The 18,424-nt window shown below is 66.5% G+C and carries 16 protein-coding genes and 1 tRNA gene; 11 read left to right on the top strand and 6 right to left on the bottom strand.

Features of this window, described 5'->3' with window-relative positions:
- The first annotated feature begins 32 nt into the window (after positions 1-32).
- Positions 33-1,043 (top strand): ligase-associated DNA damage response exonuclease, encoded by a 1,011-nt coding sequence (locus tag LB552_RS06090; RefSeq protein WP_224603397.1) that lies wholly within the window; start codon positions 33-35, stop codon positions 1,041-1,043.
- A 241-nt stretch (positions 1,044-1,284) separates the two neighbouring features.
- A complete protein-coding gene (locus tag LB552_RS06085) occupies positions 1,285-2,886 on the top strand; it encodes a cisplatin damage response ATP-dependent DNA ligase (protein WP_224602810.1) in 1,602 nt (533 codons plus the stop codon).
- Between the two features lie 161 nt (positions 2,887-3,047).
- Here LB552_RS06085 and LB552_RS06080 read toward each other — a convergent pair whose 3' ends face one another.
- Positions 3,048-4,244, bottom strand: a complete 1,197-nt coding sequence (locus LB552_RS06080; protein ID WP_224602808.1) for a hypothetical protein — start codon at positions 4,242-4,244, stop codon at positions 3,048-3,050.
- A gap of 337 nt (positions 4,245-4,581) precedes the next feature.
- Between LB552_RS06080 and LB552_RS06075 the strand changes: the two genes are divergently transcribed.
- From LB552_RS06075 to LB552_RS06035, 9 genes are all read left to right on the top strand, one after another.
- Positions 4,582-4,657, top strand: a tRNA-Thr gene (locus LB552_RS06075).
- 1,511 nt (positions 4,658-6,168) lie between these two features.
- Complete coding sequence (locus LB552_RS06070; protein ID WP_095766010.1) at positions 6,169-6,357, top strand: YodC family protein; 189 nt, start codon at positions 6,169-6,171, stop codon at positions 6,355-6,357.
- A 154-nt stretch (positions 6,358-6,511) separates the two neighbouring features.
- Positions 6,512-6,955, top strand: a complete 444-nt coding sequence (locus LB552_RS06065) for an EF-hand domain-containing protein (protein WP_224602797.1) — start codon at positions 6,512-6,514, stop codon at positions 6,953-6,955.
- 45 nt (positions 6,956-7,000) lie between these two features.
- Positions 7,001-7,543 (top strand): RNA polymerase sigma factor, encoded by a 543-nt coding sequence (locus LB552_RS06060; protein ID WP_224602794.1) that lies wholly within the window; start codon positions 7,001-7,003, stop codon positions 7,541-7,543.
- A 74-nt stretch (positions 7,544-7,617) separates the two neighbouring features.
- On the top strand, positions 7,618-8,067 hold the full coding sequence (locus tag LB552_RS06055; RefSeq protein ID WP_224602792.1) for a hypothetical protein: 450 nt from the start codon (positions 7,618-7,620) through the stop codon (positions 8,065-8,067).
- Positions 8,064-8,507 carry a periplasmic heavy metal sensor gene (locus LB552_RS06050; RefSeq protein ID WP_224602790.1) on the top strand — a complete coding sequence of 148 codons (444 nt, stop codon included), beginning with the start codon at positions 8,064-8,066 and terminating at the stop codon, positions 8,505-8,507. The genes LB552_RS06055 and LB552_RS06050 overlap by 4 nt, the downstream gene beginning before the upstream one ends.
- A 107-nt stretch (positions 8,508-8,614) precedes the next feature.
- Positions 8,615-8,902 carry a GCG_CRPN prefix-to-repeats domain-containing protein gene (locus tag LB552_RS06045; protein WP_224602788.1) on the top strand — a complete coding sequence of 96 codons (288 nt, stop codon included), beginning with the start codon at positions 8,615-8,617 and terminating at the stop codon, positions 8,900-8,902.
- Positions 8,903-8,999: 97 nt separating this feature from the next.
- A complete protein-coding gene (locus LB552_RS06040) occupies positions 9,000-10,457 on the top strand; it encodes a DUF1800 family protein (RefSeq protein WP_224602786.1) in 1,458 nt (485 codons plus the stop codon).
- A 34-nt stretch (positions 10,458-10,491) separates the two neighbouring features.
- On the top strand, positions 10,492-11,730 hold the full coding sequence (locus LB552_RS06035) for a DUF1501 domain-containing protein (protein ID WP_224602784.1): 1,239 nt from the start codon (positions 10,492-10,494) through the stop codon (positions 11,728-11,730).
- Positions 11,731-12,076: 346 nt separating this feature from the next.
- On the opposite strand, the gene LB552_RS06030 is transcribed toward LB552_RS06035, so the two are convergent.
- From LB552_RS06030 to LB552_RS06010, 5 genes are all read right to left on the bottom strand, one after another.
- Positions 12,077-12,343, bottom strand: coding sequence for a GCG_CRPN prefix-to-repeats domain-containing protein (locus LB552_RS06030; protein ID WP_224602782.1), 267 nt, complete (start codon positions 12,341-12,343; stop codon positions 12,077-12,079).
- An 84-nt stretch (positions 12,344-12,427) separates the two neighbouring features.
- The gene (locus tag LB552_RS06025; protein WP_224602780.1) at positions 12,428-14,014 is read right to left on the bottom strand and encodes an indolepyruvate oxidoreductase subunit beta family protein; all 1,587 of its coding nucleotides are present in this window, start codon (positions 14,012-14,014) and stop codon (positions 12,428-12,430) included.
- Entirely contained in the window at positions 14,007-16,160 is a 2,154-nt protein-coding gene (locus LB552_RS06020) for an indolepyruvate ferredoxin oxidoreductase subunit alpha (protein WP_224602778.1), read from the bottom strand. The genes LB552_RS06025 and LB552_RS06020 overlap by 8 nt, the downstream gene beginning before the upstream one ends.
- Before the next feature lie 45 nt (positions 16,161-16,205).
- Positions 16,206-16,688, bottom strand: a complete 483-nt coding sequence (locus tag LB552_RS06015) for a MarR family winged helix-turn-helix transcriptional regulator (protein ID WP_224602773.1) — start codon at positions 16,686-16,688, stop codon at positions 16,206-16,208.
- Entirely contained in the window at positions 16,688-18,259 is a 1,572-nt protein-coding gene (locus tag LB552_RS06010) for a phytoene desaturase family protein (protein WP_224602772.1), read from the bottom strand. The genes LB552_RS06015 and LB552_RS06010 overlap by 1 nt, the downstream gene beginning before the upstream one ends.
- Positions 18,260-18,424 lie beyond the last annotated feature (165 nt).

The raw sequence follows: 18,424 nt of genomic DNA, 5'->3' as shown, positions 1-18,424 counted from the left end.
CCGAGGCAAATTTAGCCACTATGTTCAAAGCCATGCACGCCAGCGACCTGCTCAAGCCCCAGCCGGAGGGCCTCTACTGCCCGCCCGGCGATTTCTTCATCGATCCGGTGCGGCCCGTCGGGCGGGCGCTGATCACGCATGGCCATTCCGACCATGCGCGCTCCGGCCACCGCTCGGTGCTGGCCACGCAAGAGACGCTCGACATCATGGGGCTACGTTACGGCGAGGATTTCGCCGGAACGACACAGGCGGCTGCTTTCGGTCAGACGATCGACATCAACGGCGTCGCCGTCACCTTCCATCCGGCCGGGCATGTGCTAGGCTCGGCGCAGATCTGCGTCGAGCATGCGGGCATGCGCATCGTCGCCTCCGGCGACTACAAGCGTCAGAAGGACGCCACCTGCCTGCCGTTCGAGCCTATCCGATGCGATGTCTTCATCACCGAGGCGACCTTCGGCCTGCCGGTGTTTCGCCATCCGCCGGACCATGAGGAGATCGCGCGCGTGCTCAGATCGGCGGCGCAATTTCCCGAACGCTCGCATCTGATCGGCGCCTATGCGCTCGGCAAGGCGCAGCGCGTGATGCGGCTGTTGCGCGACGCCGGCTACGACAGGCCGATCTATATCCATGGCGCGCTGGCGAAGCTCAGCGAATATTATCAGAGCCAGGGCATCGATCTTGGGCAGCTCGAGCCGGCGACGGTGGAAAGCCGCGGCAAGGCCGATTTCGCCGGCGCGATCGTCGTCGGCCCGCCGTCGGCCTTCGCCGACCGCTGGGCGCGGCGTTTTCCCGACCCGATCTCCTGCTTCGCCTCGGGCTGGATGCGCATCCGCCAGCGCGCCAAGCAAGGCGGCGTCGAGCTGCCGCTGATCATTTCCGACCATGCCGATTGGGACGAGCTGATCATCACGATCAAGGAAACCGGCGCGGAGGAAATCTGGGTCACGCATGGCCGCGAGGAGGCGCTGGTGCGCTGGTGCGAGCTGGAGGGCATCGCGGCGCGGCCGCTGCATCTCGTGGGGTATGAGGATGAGGGCGATTGATGGCGTACGCGCATAGGGAAATCGCCACCGCCGCGCTCTACGGCGCCCCCCTCTGTCCTGCCGGACATCTCCCCCTCAAGGGGGGAGATTGGCAGCTTGAACGCCGGCGCATCTCTACCGGCGCCGAAGATTCGCGAAAGCGGACGCGCCGTCCAATCTCCCCCCTTGAGGGGGAGATGGCCGGCAGGCCAGAGAGGGGGGCCTCGCGCCAGCTTTCGCAATTGGCGCAGCGCAAACGCCCATGAACCGCTTCGCCGAGCTCCTCGACCGCCTCGTGCTGACGCCGTCGCGCAACGGCAAGCTGACGCTGCTGACCGATTATTTCCGCAGCGTCGAGGATCCCGATCGCGGTCTGGCGCTGGCGGCGATCACCGGCGATCTCTCGATCGCGGCGGTGAAGCCGGCGATGCTGCGCGCGCTGGTGGTCGAGCGCATGGATCCGGTACTGTTCGGCTATTCCTACGACTATGTCGGCGACCTCGCCGAGACCGTGTCACTGGTCTGGCCGCAACCGCAAGGCCACATCCCCAATCATGTGCCGACGCTTGCCGAGGTGGTCGGCAGACTGCAGGCGGCGAGCCGCTCCGACGGGCCGAAGGTTCTGTCACGGCTGCTCGACGACGCCAGCATCTCGGCGCGCTTCGCCATCATCAAGCTGGTCACCGGGGGCTTGCGCATCGGCGTGTCGGCGCGGCTCGCCAAGCAGGCGCTGGCCGACCTTGGCCAAGTCGACGTCGCTGAGATCGAGGAGCTCTGGCACGGGCTGGCGCCACCTTACACCGAGCTGTTCGCTTGGCTCGAGGGCCGGGCGGAAAAGCCGACGAGCGCCGCGCTGGCGCTGTTCCGTCCGGTGATGCTGTCCAATGCCGTCGACGACGGCGACCTCGAAAAGCTCGACCCGGCCGATTATGCGGCGGAATGGAAGTGGGACGGCATACGCGTGCAGGCGGTGTGCGAAGGCGGGGTGCGCCGGCTTTATTCGCGCACCGGCGACGACGTGTCCGGCGCCTTCCCGGACCTTGCCGCCGCGATGAATTTCGAGGCGGCGCTGGACGGCGAGCTTTTGGTCGGCGACCCGCGCGAGGCGACCGGAACCTTCTCCGACCTGCAGCAGCGACTGAACCGCAAGAGCGTGTCGCCAAAGATCCAGCAGCAATATCCGGCCTTCATGCGCTGCTACGACGCGCTGCAGATCGACGGCGAGGACCTGCGCGCGCTGTCTTTCGCCGAGCGCCGCAAGCGGCTCGAGGCTTTCGTCAAAACCCTCGACCCCAGCCGCTTCGATCTCTCGCCGCTGGTCGCGTTTTCCGACTGGGAGACGCTGGAGCGGCTGCGCCAGGCGCCGCCGCATCCGATCATCGAAGGGGTGATGCTGAAGCGCTGGGATTCGTCCTATCTTGCCGGCCGGCCGAAAGGCCCGTGGTTCAAGTGGAAGCGCGACCCGCACACCATCGACGCGGTGCTTATGTATGCGCAGCGCGGCCACGGCAAGCGTTCCAGTTTCTATTCCGACTACACATTCGGCGTCTGGTCCGGCCCGGAGGGCTCGGAAGAGCTGGTACCGGTCGGCAAGGCCTATTTCGGCTTCACCGACGAGGAGCTGAGAGAGATCGACAAATATGTGCGCGACAATACGATCGAGCGTTTCGGGCCGGTGCGCTCGGTGCGCGCCGACCGCAGGAACGGCCTGGTACTGGAGGTGGCGTTCGAAGGCCTCAACCGCTCGACCCGCCACAAATCGGGCGTCGCGATGCGCTTCCCCCGCATCTCACGGCTGCGTTGGGACAAGCCGGCGGCGGAAGCCGACCGCATCGAGACGCTGCAGGCATTGCTGGATAGCTAAAGATCGAGCGCCGGCGCCTCACCCCACCCGGCGCTTCGCGCCGACCTTCCCATCAAGGGGAGGTAGGGGGTGGCGCGACCTTCTACCCCCCCTTGATGGGGAGGTCGCGCCGAAGGCGCGGGTGGGGTGCAGCGCCTGCGTTGGCGGATAGAGCGGCGCGATCACTGCGCTATCGAGACGCGTATCTCGTAGATATCCACCGACTTGCCCTTCTGGTCGAAATCGGAATTGACGGCGATCGTGCCGGCGGCGCCCGGATGCTTGTTCGGGAACTGCACGTCGAACAGATATTCGTTGCGCTCGTGGCCGACCGCGTAGCGCTTGCGGCCGCAATCGCCGAGATCGCCGAAATTGCAGTCGATCGATATTTGCGTCTCCTTGCCTTCTTCCGAACGGGCAACGATGTCGAACATGGCATGCTTGCCGGCAAGCTTCTCCAGCACGCCCTGGCCGACATCGAAGGCGATGGCCGAACCGGACGCGCCCGAGCGGATGCGCAGGAACTGGCCGGTATCGTCCTTCATCACCTCGGCGGCGGCGTCGGACGGCGCGCTGACATGGGTCGGGTCGGCGGGCGAGAAGACGTTGATCCAGTTCTTCGACTGGTCGGCTTCGCCCGGTTTCTGCGGCGAGCCTGGCTCGGTCGGCTGCGAGGAGTCCTCGTCGTCCAGCGCCGGCGCCGGCTCCGGCGGGCCGGTGTTGAGCTCGGCCGCCGTCTTGAAGACACCGGTCTGCTTGGCGAAATAGAGGCCGATGCCGGCGGCCGCGAGCAATGTCGCGACGACGAAGACCGCGGTGAGCGGCAAGCGCCGGCCCCTGATGCGCCGCTCGTCGCGGTCGGGCGCGACCTGGGCGCCATTGCCGACCGGAGCGCCCGGCGAATCATCGAGCGAGGGCGCATCGGGAAGCCCCGTCTCGTCGGGCATGATGTCGGGCACGCGCGGCAGCACACGCGCACGCGGCCGGTCCGAAGCATCGGGCTGGACCGGGCCGTCGACGGTGATCGAGGGCGAGGGCGCGGTTTGCGACGGCGGCAGCGGCGCGTCGACAGACGGCGCGGCCGATTCGGACGGCGCTTCGACGCGGGGGGCCGGTGCGCCATTGCCGGCGGGCGCGACGCTTTCCGGCGGCAGCGTCACCTCTGGCACGGCCGGCAGGAACTCCGATTCGATCTCGGTGATCTTGGCCTGGACCGCCTTGCGGCGGCTGATGGCGGCCTCGACCGTGACGTTCGGATTGGCCTGCAGGACGCGGTCGAGCGCGGCAAAAGCGGATCGATAGACCCTCTCGCGGAACGCCCGGTCCTCGGCATTGCCTTTCTCGAAGGCATTGCGGATCGCTTTCTCGATGGGGTCCAAGCGAGCTCCCTCTGCGCGTTCGCTCACGGTTGTCTGGTCGTCAGCCGCAGACGACCAATCGATCAACGGCGAGCGGCTGCCTTGCCGGCCAAAGCCATTTCGGCATTTTTTGTTGAAGAATCAACATTTTTCGTCACCGCGGCTGCAGCCGCGCCGGCCAGCCAGATGCGAAGGACCGCTTACCCGCACGCCGCCGCGGGCCACGCCGGCGCCCGTCGCGCGGTAACCGTAGATCGGAATTGCCGCCGGCGAGACCGGAATTCACCGCTGCCCATCTTGAATTAGCGAGCGGTTGAGTCTATCACCCAGCCCATTCTGGAAGCTCAGCGCTTCCCGGGCCGCTTTAGCTCAGTTGGTAGAGCACATCATTCGTAATGATGGGGTCGCGTGTTCGAGTCACGCAAGCGGCACCAAAATTCCAATAACTTAGCCGATCGCCTCGCCGGATTTGTACAGAAACCGCACAGAAACACCTGATGCCGAAGGCTGTAGACCTGAGCGACCGCGAACTTCACCGTCTGATCAGCTAACTTTCTCCCTGCTCGCCTAGACCGTGCTTCGGAATTTCCTTTAGCCCTAACATTTGTAGGCGCGACCAGTTCGGCCGTGTGCACATGATAGGGCGCTCGGTCCTGGCGGGGCCGAGCCCAACCACCTTCACCCGCTGGCTTCGGCCGGCGGGTTTTTTCATTCTGTCACAGCTCGGCGACAACCGTCTGGGCATTCCAGTCAATGGACTTCGGTCGTATGTACTTTAAGACCGTGGCCCGAGTGCGGAACAAATACCACAAAGTTCTCTTTTCTTCCGAGTGAGAACTCAAGAAAAGGAGAAAAGCCATGTCTGACGGCCCTACAGTCGTAAACTCTGGTGGTGGCGGAACAGCCGTTGCGATAATCCTTGGCATCATCGCAGTTGTTGCCCTACTATTCTTCACGGGGGCGATAAACATAAATGGGGGCGGAGGTAAGGATGTGAACGTTAGCGTGAACACGCCCAAGGTTGAGGCGCCGTCCGCACCGTCCGTCTCCAAGCCCGCCGCTCCCGCCAAACCGGCACCGGCACCTGCTAACGGGGGCTAGGGCGGATCTTCCTCACAGGCTCCGGCGAAATGCTGGGCCTGTGAGGTCCAGCGGTTCACGTCCCGCGATTCGCCGGTGGCCGCCATCTCTGCCCAGGCGCATTAGCGGAGGCCGAGCGCTTGAGCGGTCTGCCGTGAACCATGGGCCATCGGCGGATGACAAAAAGTCACCGGCGGGGGCAACCTGCCCCAACGGAATAAGGGGCTATATCTTTGGTCCTTTCGGACCAATGCGTTCGGCAGGATGGACCTCGGTCGATTGTGGGCTGGCGGGCAAATCAGACAGTCTCGCGATCGCACCGGCTGATAACCCCAAGCCCCCCGCCCTATCGGTCGGTGCATGCCCGGCTTGCGGACCTCAAAATCCTAACCACAAAAGCGAGCCGGGCTTCAATCCGCGTGCCCATGCCAAGACGCAATCTGTCGGAAATGCAATGAGGAGTTGGACGGTCTATCACGTCGATTTCAGAGCAGGGGGCAGCAGACCGCTTCTAACCAAAATCGGAAGCCTTGAAGCAGACAATCTTTTGGCGGCGGTGATGAAGGCACAAGCATTGTGGCCCGATGAAAAGTCCATGACCGTCCGCCCGGCTGCAGAAGACAGCCAATCGGCACAGCCGCCGGCCCCACTGCGCGACACCGATTGAACCCAAGGAGCGATCGGGCCGCTCGCTTCAGCTCCAGAACCTCGAGATGATCCGGCCACGCCTACGGTGCTACCCGGCGTGTCTCACAAGCGGCGTCATTCTCACGCCTTCCCCCTGCACCGCGTGATCGGCGCATCTCGGCCATTGTCGGGAACAGCTGTTGGTGGGAAACTCCCTTTGTCAGCATGGGAGGTCGAAATGCCCAATAGTTTCAAGACCGGAGACGTCGTCAGGCTGAAGTCCGGAGGCCCCGAAATGACTGTCAGCGACGGGGCGGCTTCCGGCACGTATCTGTGCCACTGGTTCAACCGCGAGGGCGACGTCTGGACGCCGCAACATGCAGGTTTCAAGCAGGACCAGTTGGTGGCGGTCGACCAGCCGAGATAGCCGTCGACTCCTGTCCTTAGCAATCCTTCGATCCGGCTGCGCCGGATCCGGTAGGTTGGTGTCCGGTCGAAAAAGACCGACGGATTTTGCTCTGTCTCGCGTTCAACGGTTGAAGCGTGGCCGCCAATGGCCGCGCCCAACCGGAGACGAGAGCATGATCCGCCCCACCATATTCGTCGTTGCCCTTGGCCTGCAGACCGCGGCCGCGGTCGCCCAGACAACGACGCCGCCCCCTGCCCCGGCCCAGACGGCGCCGAGCAGCCCGACTCCGGCCGCCAAGTCTGACCAACGCAAATCCGGCCTGACGCTGGAAAAGTTCGAGGCGCGCCGGGAAAGGGCGTTCATGCGGGCCGACACAGACAATGACGGCAAGGTCAGCCTCACCGAATGGACCGCTTTCCAGACCGCGCGCAAGGCCAAGGGCGATCCGGCCAAATCCTTCGCGCGCATCGACGCCAACAAGGACGGTTTCGTCGACAGGGGCGAGCTCGACGCCTTTCTCGCCGAGCGCTTCGCCAGGCTCGACAAGAATAGCGACGGCGTGCTCGGCGCCGACGAGAGGCCGGGCCATAAAACCGCTCCCAATCAGGAGCAATGACCAAGAGGCTATGCCGCACAATGACAGCCGCGAGCGCCCGACGTGATGGGCGCCGATCCGGACGAGGAACTGGTACGCCGCATCGGCACCGGCGACACCGCCGCGGTGCAGGCGATGGTGGCGCGCAAGCTGCCGCGCATCCTGGCCCTGGCCGCCAGGATGCTTGGCGACCCGGCGGAAGCAGAGGACGTCGCCCAGGAGACTTTCGTGCGCATCTGGCGCCATGCCTCGGGCTGGCGCCAGGGGCACGCACGCTTCGACACCTGGATTCACCGCGTCGCGCTCAACCTCTGCTACGACCGGCTGCGGCGCCGGAGCGAATGGACGACGGACGAGCTGCCGGAGGTGGCGGACGAGGCGCCGCTTCCCGATGTCATGCCGGGCGACGAAGAGCGCAGGGTCAACCAAGCGCTGCAGCGGATCGCGCCACGCCAGCGCGAGGCCATCGTGCTGGTGTATTATCAGGAGCTGTCCAACATCGAGGCCGCCGGCGCCATGCAGGTCAGCGTCGATGCGCTGGAAAGCCTGCTCGCGCGAGGCCGGCGCTCCTTGCATGCCATGCTCATTGGAGACGATGGCGATGACTGAGACAGCAAAGGCATTGCCGGCGTTGCGGGCAAGGACGTGGGGGGCCAGGTCGGGATGGCGGAAGGGGGAACGGGATGGCTGAGAAGAGAACGAAGGGGCGGATGGATGCCGGGCGCTTCGCTGCGCTGGCAGATGCCTATGGCGGCGCCTTGCACCGCTGGCCGCCGGGCGAACAGGCAGCCGCGATGCGGTTTGCCGACACCAACGAGGGCCGAGCTATCCTGGCGCGCGCCGGCAGGCTCGACGCCATGCTCGACCGGCATCGGGTCGAAGCACCCAGCCCGGCGCTCCATCGCGCCATTGTCGCCCGGGCAGCGGCCGAGGTCAGGCAGAGCCGCCGCCGACAGTTCTGGTGGCTGGGCTTCGGGCTTGCGGGTGTCGGGCTGGCCGGCGCCGTGGCCGGCCTGGCGCTGGTGACCGTCGTCAACCCGGATATCCAGCCCGACCACTATGTGATGGATGCCAATGCGACGTCGTTCGGCGATGCCGGTCCCGACGCCGATCCTTACGAGGAAGATCTATGAACCCCCGTCTTGTCGCGGCATCGCTGGTGCTGAATGTTTTTCTGATCGGCGCGGTGGCCGGCGGCGCCGGCTGGCTGATCGGCAAGTCCAATCCGGGCTATTCGCTGGAATCGGCCGGCGGTAGGTTGCCTGCCGCCGACCGCAAGGTCTTCCGCCAGGCGTTACGCGAGGTGCGCCGGGAGTCGCGGGACGTGATCCTCGACGGACAGGCCGCGCGGCGCGAGGCGGCAAACCTTCTGCAACAGCCGGCTCTCGACACCAACGCGCTTGCCGCCGCCCTGGAGCGCGCGCGCAATGCCGATGTCACCGTGCGCACCCGGATCGAGCAACGCATCATCGAATTCGCCGCATCAGGCTCGCCGGAGGACCGCCGGCTGCTGGCGGACGCCTTGTTGCGACGCGCCGGCCGGCAACCGCCGCCTGCAAAAAAATCGCCATAGGCGGCGACGGAAACGGCGAGCACGCTCCGTTCAAGGGAAGAGGGACAGGCCTGCGACCGCCTTTGGCGGCAGGTTCTCTTCAACCTCGAAGCTTTCGGGAGTATCGCATGAACAGTCTGACAAAATATTCGATCGCGGCTGCCCTCGCCCTCGGCGGAACGGCCGCCGCAAGCGCCGCCTCTGCGATGCCGATCGCACCGGTTACGCCCTCACCGGCGCTTGTCGAGCACGTCGCCTGGGGCTGCGGCCCGGGCTGGCATCCTAACCACTGGGGCCGCTGCGTGCCCAATCGCCGCGTGATCTATCCCGGCTATTACTACTGGGGCGGACCGCGCGTCTATATCGGCCCCGTCTGGCATCCCTACCATCGCTGGCACCACTGGCGCCGCTGGTAACAATCCTTCGCGATGCCGGTGCTGCGGCCGGCATCGTGAGGATCCCCGATGATCCATGAAACCGACGCGATCGGCGCCGGGTTCAACGGAGGCTTTGTTGGCCGCACCGTTTGCAAATTCCGCCTCGCCGGACCCCGCCCTGGTGGCGCTCAACCGCTTCGGCCTCGGCGCGAAACCCGGCGACGAGTTTGGCAAGATCGCCGCCGATCCGCGCGGCTACCTCGAGGCCGAGCTCAAGCAGCAGGACATCGCGCTCATTTCCCCCGACGACCCACGGAATGCCGGGTTGCTGGACAGCACTGCGGCGATCCAGGCCAGCATGGCGGCAGCCATGGAGCGCAAGGCGGCGCGCGCCGAGGCGGCGGCCGCCGTCATGCAGCCGATGGCAACGGATGATCCAGCCGGCCCGGCCATGGCAAAAGCCAAACCCGCGGTGCCGCGTGTCGAGGCCGATATCTATCGCGACGAAGCGCAGGCCCGGTTCGACAAGGCGCTCACTGCGGCGCCCGGCTTCGTGGAGCGCCTGGTCGGCTTCTGGTCGAACCATTTCTGCGTTTCCGTCGCCAAGGCACCCGTCGTGCGGGCATGCGCCGGCGCCTTCGAGCGCGAGGCGATCCGCCCCTTCGTGCTCGGCCGCTTCGCCGACATGCTTTTGGCCGTCGAGCACCATCCGGCCATGCTGTTCTATCTCGACAACCGGCAGTCCATCGGCCCCGATTCCCGCGCCGGCAAGCGACGCGGACGCGGCCTCAACGAGAACCTCGCCCGCGAGATCCTGGAATTACACACGATGGGCGTCGGCAGCGGCTATGCCCAGGCCGACGTCACCAGTTTCGCGAACATGCTGACCGGCTGGACGATGGCCGGCCGCGAGGGGCGGCTGGGCGAGCCGGGAAGCTTCGTCTTCAACGCCAATGCGCATCAGCCGGGCCAGGTGGTGCTGCTCGGCAAGACCTATCCCGATGGCGGCATGGGCCAGGCGGAGGCCGCGCTCAACGACATTGCCCGCCACCCGGCCACCGCGCGGCACATCGCCAGCAAGCTTGCCCGCCATTTCATCGCGGACGATCCGCCCGAAGCGGCGGTCGCCCGCCTGGCCACGGTCTTCACCAAGACCGACGGCGACCTGCGAGCGATCGCGTTGGCGCTGGTCGACATGCCAGAAGCCTGGTCGACGCCGCTCACGAAGCTGCGCTCGCCACTAGACTATGTCGTGGCGTTGCGCCGGGCGGTGGGCACCACCGCCGGCAACGAACCGCAACGATCGCTTCGCTGGCTGAGCGTGCTCGGCGAACCGCTGTGGCGACCGCCGGGGCCGAACGGCTTTCCCGACCGGACGGACGCATGGGTTTCCGCCGAGGGCCTCAAGACGCGACTGGACATCGCCTGGCAGGCGGCGAAGCAGGCGGACGATATCGGCGATCCAGACGAGATGCTGGCGTCGCTGATCGGCACATCCGTCTCGGCCGAGACGCGGCAGGCGATTTCGCGCGCGGAGTCCAAGCAGCAAGGCCTGGCGCTGCTGTTGATGGCGCCGGAATTTCAGCGCCGGTAATTCCAGCGCCGGTAACAGTGATGGAGATGCGGCCATGAGCCTTCTTTGCGAAACCCCCAGCCTGTCCCGGCGCGCGGTGCTGATGAGCGGCGGCGCGCTGTTTGCCTGGGCCTATCTGCCGCGCTTCGCGCGCGCAGCCGACAATCGCGACCCGCGCCTGATCGTCGTCGTGCTGCGCGGCGCGCTGGACGGGCTGTCGACGGTCGGGCCGGTCGGCGATCCGGACTATGCCGGCCTGCATGGCGATATCGCGCTTTCGCTCTCAGGCGCCAACCCGGCATTGCCGCTCGACGGTTTCTTCGCCGTCAACCCGGCAATGCCGGTGTTTGCGCGCCTGTTCAAGGCAGGCCGGGCGGCCATCGTGCACGCGGCCGCGACCGGCTACCGCGACCGCTCGCATTTCGACGGCCAGGACGTGCTGGAAAGCGGCCTGCCCGGCCCTGGCAACGCCACCACCGGCTGGCTCAACCGGGCGTTGGCCAGCCTGCCGGCGGGCGACAGGATTGCGAAAGCCGGCGGGCTGGCGGTCGGGCCCTCGACGCCGCTGGTGATCCGTGGCGCCGCGCCCGTGCTCGGCTGGGCGCCGCAGGCGCTGCCGACGCCTGGCGATGCGCTGGCGGAGCGTGTGCTCGATCTCTACAACCATCGCGATCCTGCGCTGGCGGCCGCGCTTCAGAAAGGGCTCGACGCCGACCGCATGGCGCTGGGCGACCAGCTCGACGGCACGACGATGAAGCGTAAGGGCGGCCTCGACAATGCCGCCGGCATGCGGCAGTCGGCGCAAGGCGCGGCGCGGCTGATGGCTGCCGACGACGGACCGCGCATCGCGGCGCTCGCCTTCGACGGCTGGGACACCCATGTCAACGAAGGCGGCGCCACAGGGCGGCTCGCCAATCTGCTCGGCGGCCTCGACGGGGCGTTCGAGGAGTTCGAGAAGGGGCTCGGCGAGCATTGGCGCGACACCGCGGTCGTCGCCATCACCGAGTTCGGCCGCACGGCGCGCATCAACGGCACGGTCGGCACCGACCATGGCACCGGCACGGTGGTGCTGCTCGCCGGCGGCGCGATCAAGGGCGGCCGCGTCATCGCCGACTGGCCGGGGCTGAAGCCGGCGCAGCTCTACGAAGGCCGCGACCTGGCGCCGACCAGCGATGTGCGTGCAGTGCTGAAGGGGCTGCTGGCCGACCAGTTCGGGCTGTCGGCGGCAGTGCTAGGCGACAAGGTGTTTCCGGAGTCGGCGGCGGTGAAGCCGATGCGGGACCTGGTGGCGTGAGTCGTGAGTTTGCCGGTCAGCGATAGGCTGGCGGCGCCAGTCAGTTCGTCATCCACGGGCGGAGCGGGAGCGAAGCGGACGCGGAGACCCGAGGATCCATTCCGTGACTTTGATCGTGGGTGCTGCGGAGCAGAATTCTGAACCGTGGCAACGCCTGAACGTCACGGAATGGATCCTCGGGTCTGCGCTGCGTCGCTTCGCTCCTTGCTCCGCCCGTGGATGACGAGGCTGAGGAGCCTCGGCCAATCACCAACGCTGGCGCGGAGGTTTCGAACCTGTGCGTGGGACCTTAGCCAAACCGCCCGCGCCGTTGCCAGCGCGGGCATCAACGGCGATCCGAGAGCGATCACCAGCTCCAATAGCCGGGGTGCCAGCGGTGATGCGCCCAAAAGCCGGGATGCCAATGGCGCATCGGCCGGATGAACCGGCGGCCGTTCGGCACGCATCTGCCCCAGCGGTTCACGTGCCAGCCGGGACCGCAGCGCCAGCCGACGGTTTCGATGGGCAGCGGCGAAGCACCTGGCTTGGCCATCGGCATGGCTTGCGAGCCCACACTGGATAGCAGCAACGTGCCGGCGGCCATCGCGAGAGGCAGAAAGTATTTTGCGAACATGCGTTGTCTCCGTAATTCGTCCCTACCTCCGTGAAACGGGGGACACGGTCGAATTCCGTCGGAGCGCGATGGATCACGTCTTCGTTAGCGTGCGGCGTCTTCGTTGAGCGTCGCCACTGTCTTCAGCGCGCCGTCCAGCATGTCGCCCTTTTCGTCCTTCAGCGCTGCCTCGCGCAGGCGGCGGATCCAGTCGGCGGCGTCTTCGCGGCCTTTGAGCATCGGCAGCGCCGACAGCACGCGGTCGAATTTCGACTGGGCGCGGGCATGGGTGTCGCTGTAGCCCTTGATCAGGCGGCGGCAGTTCAGGATTTCGGTGGCAAGCGCATAATCCTGCTGCATATAGCCGAGCGCCAGGCCGTACCAGCGTTCGAGATGCTCGACCTCTATCCTGTGGCGCAGCAGGCGGCGGCGCCAGCGGCGCAGGCCGCCGATGAACCACAGCATGGCGAAGCCGGTGAAACTGTCGGTGCGGATGTGGCGGCCGCGATTGATGCGGCGGTCCAGAAAGGCGGCGAGGTTTGGGTGGTTCTCGATATAGCTTCCGAGCCCAGCCGGCAGGGTGCCGCAGAATTCCTCGATGCGCGGATGGAAATATTCGGTGACCTGCAGGACCGAACCTTGCTTGACGCCGACCTCCTTGCGCACTCGCCTGTCTCGCGTCGAGCGTGTCTTCAAATCCGCAACGCGGATCATGTCGTCGTAGCACATGGCGTTGGCGAGATGCTTTGCCGCGGCGATCGACAGCGCGTAGCCGCGCTCCGCATTGTCCAGCGCGATGGCCTTATCCAGGCGATCGAGATATTCGCCGCCATAGGCGATGTCCTGGTACTCGACGACCTTCTTCAGCCCGCGCTCGGCCATGTCGCGCACGGGCTCCGGGAGCAATGCCACGCGAGCGACAAGGGCCTGCCAGCCCTTAAACAGGGTTTCTGGTCCGCTGACCCTCCCCGTTGTCTTGGACTGGGCAACGGCGGGTTCCGCCGCCGCCTTTTCGCCGGCCGCCGCTGCCGCGATCCCGCGCGCGCGGTCGTAGGCCGCGCCGAAGGCGGCGAGGCTCGGCTTGACGCCACGGCCGCCGGCGCCGATCGCCTGCTCGTAGCTTTCGCGGGTGAAGGGCAGCGCATCGGAGCCGGCCAGCGCGCCAAGCAGGCTGGCCGAGATCATGGTGCCGTTGTCGGCGGCAATCTTTTCCATGTCGAAGGCGATGAAGCGCCTGGCCGCCGCTTGTGCCGTCGCGTGCACTTTTTCCGACGAGGCGCGGCCGTCGCCAGGCTCGATCTTTTCCGAGACGGCGGCGATGCGGTGCGAGGACGTGATCAGCGTCGTGCGCTCGGGCGTGACGAAACCGCGGATGATGGCGCGGCCGGCTTCCATCAGCTCGGCGGCGATCAGGATATCGACGTCGCCTTGCGAGGGCGACAGCGCGAAAACCGGCAGCCGGCCGGTGTCGCGGGCCATCTCGATGTAATAGATCGTGGCGCCGGTGCGCTGGGCGACGCCGGCCACCGAGGTCGATTGGGCGATATAGCCGTTGCGCTCGGCGACGTCGGTGATCCAGTCGGCGAGCACGCCGCCGCCCTGGCCGCCGACGGCGAGCACGGCGAGCTTTATCACCCGCTCGTCGTCAGAGGCGCCCGCCTTCGGGCGCAGGGGAGAAGCCTGGTCAAGCATCGGTAAACATCAAGCGGCGGCTCTCCCGGCGGCGCTGCAGAAGGCCGATCGCGGCGCGGCGCGCGCTTTCCAGGAAACGGTCCCAGCGGCCGGGATTGTGGACGACATCGGCACGGTAGAAGGATGGGCAGAGCACGGCCGCATCCGCCACCTCGCCACAATTGCCGCAGCCGACGCAGTTCTGGTCGATCGAGGCGACCGGATCGTCGCGCAGCGGATCGTCGAGCGACTTCACCGACAGTGACGGGCAGCCGGACAGCCGCATGCAGGCATGGTCGCCCGTGCAGATGTCCTCGTCGACGCCGAATTTCGGCTTGACCACGCGCTCGCCGCCCTTGATCGCCTTGTCGACCAGCGGCTTCTCGCGGCGCTGGCGGTTGAGCATGCATTCCGACGAGGCGACGATGACCTTCGGACCCTTCTCCTCGGTGGTCAGCGCCTCGCGCAGCGCGGCTTGCATCTTGCCGACATCATAGGTGCGGTCGATGTGGCGCAGCCATTTGACGCCCATGCCCTTCACCGCTTCGTCGATCGGATGCTTGGTCGACTTGGTGCGGTTGTTTGCGCGCGAGGACAGGATATCCTGGCCGCCGGTGGCGGCCGAGTAGAAATTGTCGACGATGACGATGACGCCGTCATTCTTGTTGAACACCGCATTGCCGATCGAGGAGGTCAGGCCGTTGTGCCAGAAGCCGCCATCGCCGACGAAGGAGATCGAGCGGCGTTTTGCCTCCGGCGAATTGAAGGCGGAGGCCGAGGCCGGCCCGAGCCCGTAGCCCATGGTGGTGGCGCCAAGCTCGAAGGGCGGCATGATCGAGAACAGATGGCAGCCGATATCGGAGGCGATGTGATGCTTGCCGAGCTCCTGCTCGACCAGCTTCGTCGCCGCGAAGATCGGCCGCTCGGGACAGCCGATGCAGAAGCCCGGAGGCCGTCCGGGAACGACATTGATGAGGTCGGCCGTGTCGACGCCCTCGCCCGCCTTGTTCGGCGCGCGCACCTCGCCCGGCAGCAGATGCGGGGCATTGGTGCGCAGGAAGGAGCCGATGCCGTCGAGCATCACCTGGCCGGTATATTCGCCGGCCATCGGCAGATGCTCCTTGCCGACCAGCTTCGTGCCGCGCCCGGCCTTGTGCAGCATCGCGGCAAAGGCCTGCTCGATATAATTGGGCTGGCCTTCCTCGACGACCAGCACCGCCTGCTTGCCTTCGCAGAAGGCGAGGAGCTCGTCGTCGACCAGCGGGTAGACGGCGTTCAGCACGTAAAGCGGCACGTCGGTCTCGCCATAGGTGTCGGCAAGGCCGAGCCGCTGCAGCGCCCGGATGACAGAATTATACATGCCGCCCTGCATGACGATGCCGACCGAGCCATGGTCCGAGCCGAAGATCTCGTTGATCTTGCGGTTTTTGATGAAATCGACAGCCGCCGGCCAGCGCTTGGCGACCTTTTCCTTCTCATGCAGGAAGGAGGCGGGCGGCAGCACGATGCGGCCGGTGTCGCGGCGCGGCGCGGCAAGCGCATCGGCGACCGACATTGGCGGGCGCTTGTTGTCCTTGGCGATGAAGTGGCCGTGGACGTGGCAGCAGCGGATACGCACCTGCAGCATCACCGGCGTGTTGGACACCTCCGACAGCTCGAAGCCATCCTCGACCGCCTTGACGATCGATGGCAGGTTCGGGCGCGGGTCGAGCAGCCAGACCTGGCTCTTCATGGCGAAGGCATGGCTGCGCTCCTGCATGATCGAGGAGCCCTCGCCATAGTCCTCGCCGACGATGATTAGCGCGCCGCCGGTGACGCCGCCGGACGCCAGGTTCGCCAGCGCGTCGGAAGCGACGTTGGTGCCGACCGTCGACTTGAAGGTGGCGGCACCGCGGATCGGATAATGCACGGAGGCGGCCAGCATGGCGGTGGCGGTCGCTTCAGAAGCGCTCGCCTCGAAATGCACGCCGAGCTCGCCCAGAATGTCTTGCGCGTCTGCCAGCACGTCCATCAGATGGCTGATCGGCGCGCCCTGGTAGCCGCCGACATAGCCGACGCCGCATTGCAAGAGCGCCTTGGTGATGGCGAGGATGCCCTCGCCGGCGAATTCCTCGCCGGCCCCTAATCTCAGCTTTTCGACTTCCTTGGCAAAAGACCGTTCGGCCATCTCCGCCTCCTTCCGTTGCCGCCTTCCATGGGGCGGCGCGTACATCTAGATCTCGTGCTTGCGGATGTTCTTCAGCATTTTTTGCAGCGTCGCGATCAGCGCGGCGTATTCGGCATCGTCGATACCGTCGAACATGGCTTCGAAAGCGTCATGCATTGCGGGCCAGGCGCGGGTGAACAGCGCTCGCCCGTCATCGGTAAGAAAAACATGGCGGATGCGGCTGTCGGTGACGCCCTGCTCGCGCCGCACCAGGCCCTGGCCTTCCAGCGAGTCGAGCGTGCGGCTCAAGGTCGACTGCTCGATGACCGTATAGACCGAGAGATCGTTGACGGTGACGCCGTCGGCGACCGAGAGCACGGCGAGCGTTCGTACCTGCGGGATGGTCAGGCCCTGCTTGCGGAAGTCGTCGCGCAAAGTGGCGTTGTAGCGGCCCATGATGCGGTTCATCAGATAGGGCGCGAATTGCTGCAGGCCGATCTGGCCGAGGGTCGAGATGCGCTGGCGCTTTTCGGCGAGCTTCTGTTCCATCACAGCCTTCCCGCCAGCAGAAAGCCGGAGCCGCCGCCCAGGCCGGCGCCTGGATGGGTCGAGGCGCCGATATGATAGAGGCCCTTGATGCCGGTCTCGTGGTTGCGGCTCGCCTTGAATGGCCGCCACAGGAAGGACTGGTCGATGGTCGACGAGCCACCATAGGGATCGCCGCCAACAAGGTTGATGTTCATGGCTTCGAGGTCGGCCGGCGAATAGGCGCGACGCGCAATGACCGTCTCGCGGAAGCCGTCGATGTGGTTGGCGAGGATCGCCTCGACGCGGTCGGCATAGGCCTCGCGCAGCGCCTCGGTCCAGCGGCCGTCGGGCGAGACATCGAGCTTGCCAGCGGCATCGCCCTTGAGGTGGCGCGGCACCTCAGGCAGTTGCAGCCATAGGATCGCCTTGCCATCGGGGCAGCGCGACGGGTCGAGCGCATGCGGCTGGCCGACGCAGATGGTCGGCACTTCGGGCAGCAGGCCGCGCACCGCCTCGTTGCAGGCCTTCGACACGCCATCCAAACCCGGCGTCAGATGCAGCAGCGCGACCTTGTCGAGGCCCTCGCCGCGCCAGGCGGGCGGCTTGTCCAGCGCGTAATGGATCTGGAAATTGCCCTTGCCGTAGCGATAGACGCGCGTCGCTTCGACGTCGCGCTTTGGAGCCGCGTCGCCGAGCAGGCGACCGTAGAGCTGCGTCGGCGTGACCGAGCAGATGACGCTTTTCTCGGCGTTCAACGTCTCGCCGGAGGCGAGCCGCACGCCGCTGGCGCGGCCGCCGGTCTGGACGATCGAGGCGACGTCGGCGTTGACGCGGATCTCGCCGCCGCGTTCCCTGATCAGCGCCTCGAAGGCGGCGAGCAGGTTTTTCGCGCCGCCCTTGACGATCGGCGCCCCGGCGGCCTCCAGCGCGAAGGCGATGACCTTGGCGATCTGGCCGGAGAAGGCGTCTTCCGGTCCAAGCCCGGCATGCAACACCCAGGGTGCCCATAGCGCGCGGACGAGGTCGGAACTGTAAGTCGTTTCCAGCCAGCCGCGCGCGGGCACCAGCGCCTCGCCCATGAAGGCGGCAAGGTTGCGCGGGCCTCGCCGCCAGGCCTCGCCGGCGATGAGCTTGGTCGTCGGGTAGGACCAGAGCGCGCCGCCGAGCAGGCCGAAGAGAAGACCGGCATTGCGTTGGATGTCGCCGACATCGGTGCCATGGCGGTCGCCGTCGCCGGAGGCGATCCGGTTCAGCGCCGCGATGTTGGCGGCACGGTCGGTGGTGAGCACGGCATGGCTGCCGTCAGGCGTGATCACGCCTGTCGGCGTGGCGGTATGGCAGAACTCCAGCCCATGCCGCGCAAGGTCCTTGCCGAGCGCGGCAAAGGCCGGCGAGGTGATGAACAGCACGAAGGTTGTGGCCATCACATCATGGACGAAGCCAGGCGCCGTGGTCTCGTCGGTGCGCATGCAGCCGCCGATACGATCGTTGCGCTCGAGCACGAGCACCTTGGCGCCCTTGGCGCCCAGCATCGCCGCGCAGACCAGGGCGTTGATGCCGCTGCCGACGATGATGTGATCGGAGGCGGTCATTGGAGGCTCGCGGATGATGGGAAGTCAATCGCGCAGGACGGCGTTCCTTCGCGCCCCCCTCTGTCCTGCCGGACATCTCCCCCTCTAGGGGGGAGATCAGCCGTCATCGCGGCTTTCGCCAATTGTCTACGATGCAGGATTGAGCGGGGCGCCAAAGCTGCCAAT

It is taken from the genome of Mesorhizobium sp. CA7 (assembly GCF_020165015.1).
In the GTDB taxonomy this organism is placed as follows: Bacteria; Pseudomonadota; Alphaproteobacteria; order Rhizobiales; family Rhizobiaceae; genus Mesorhizobium.
Note: the sequence above shows the minus strand (reverse complement) of the source record. Positions and strands in the feature narration are given on the sequence as shown.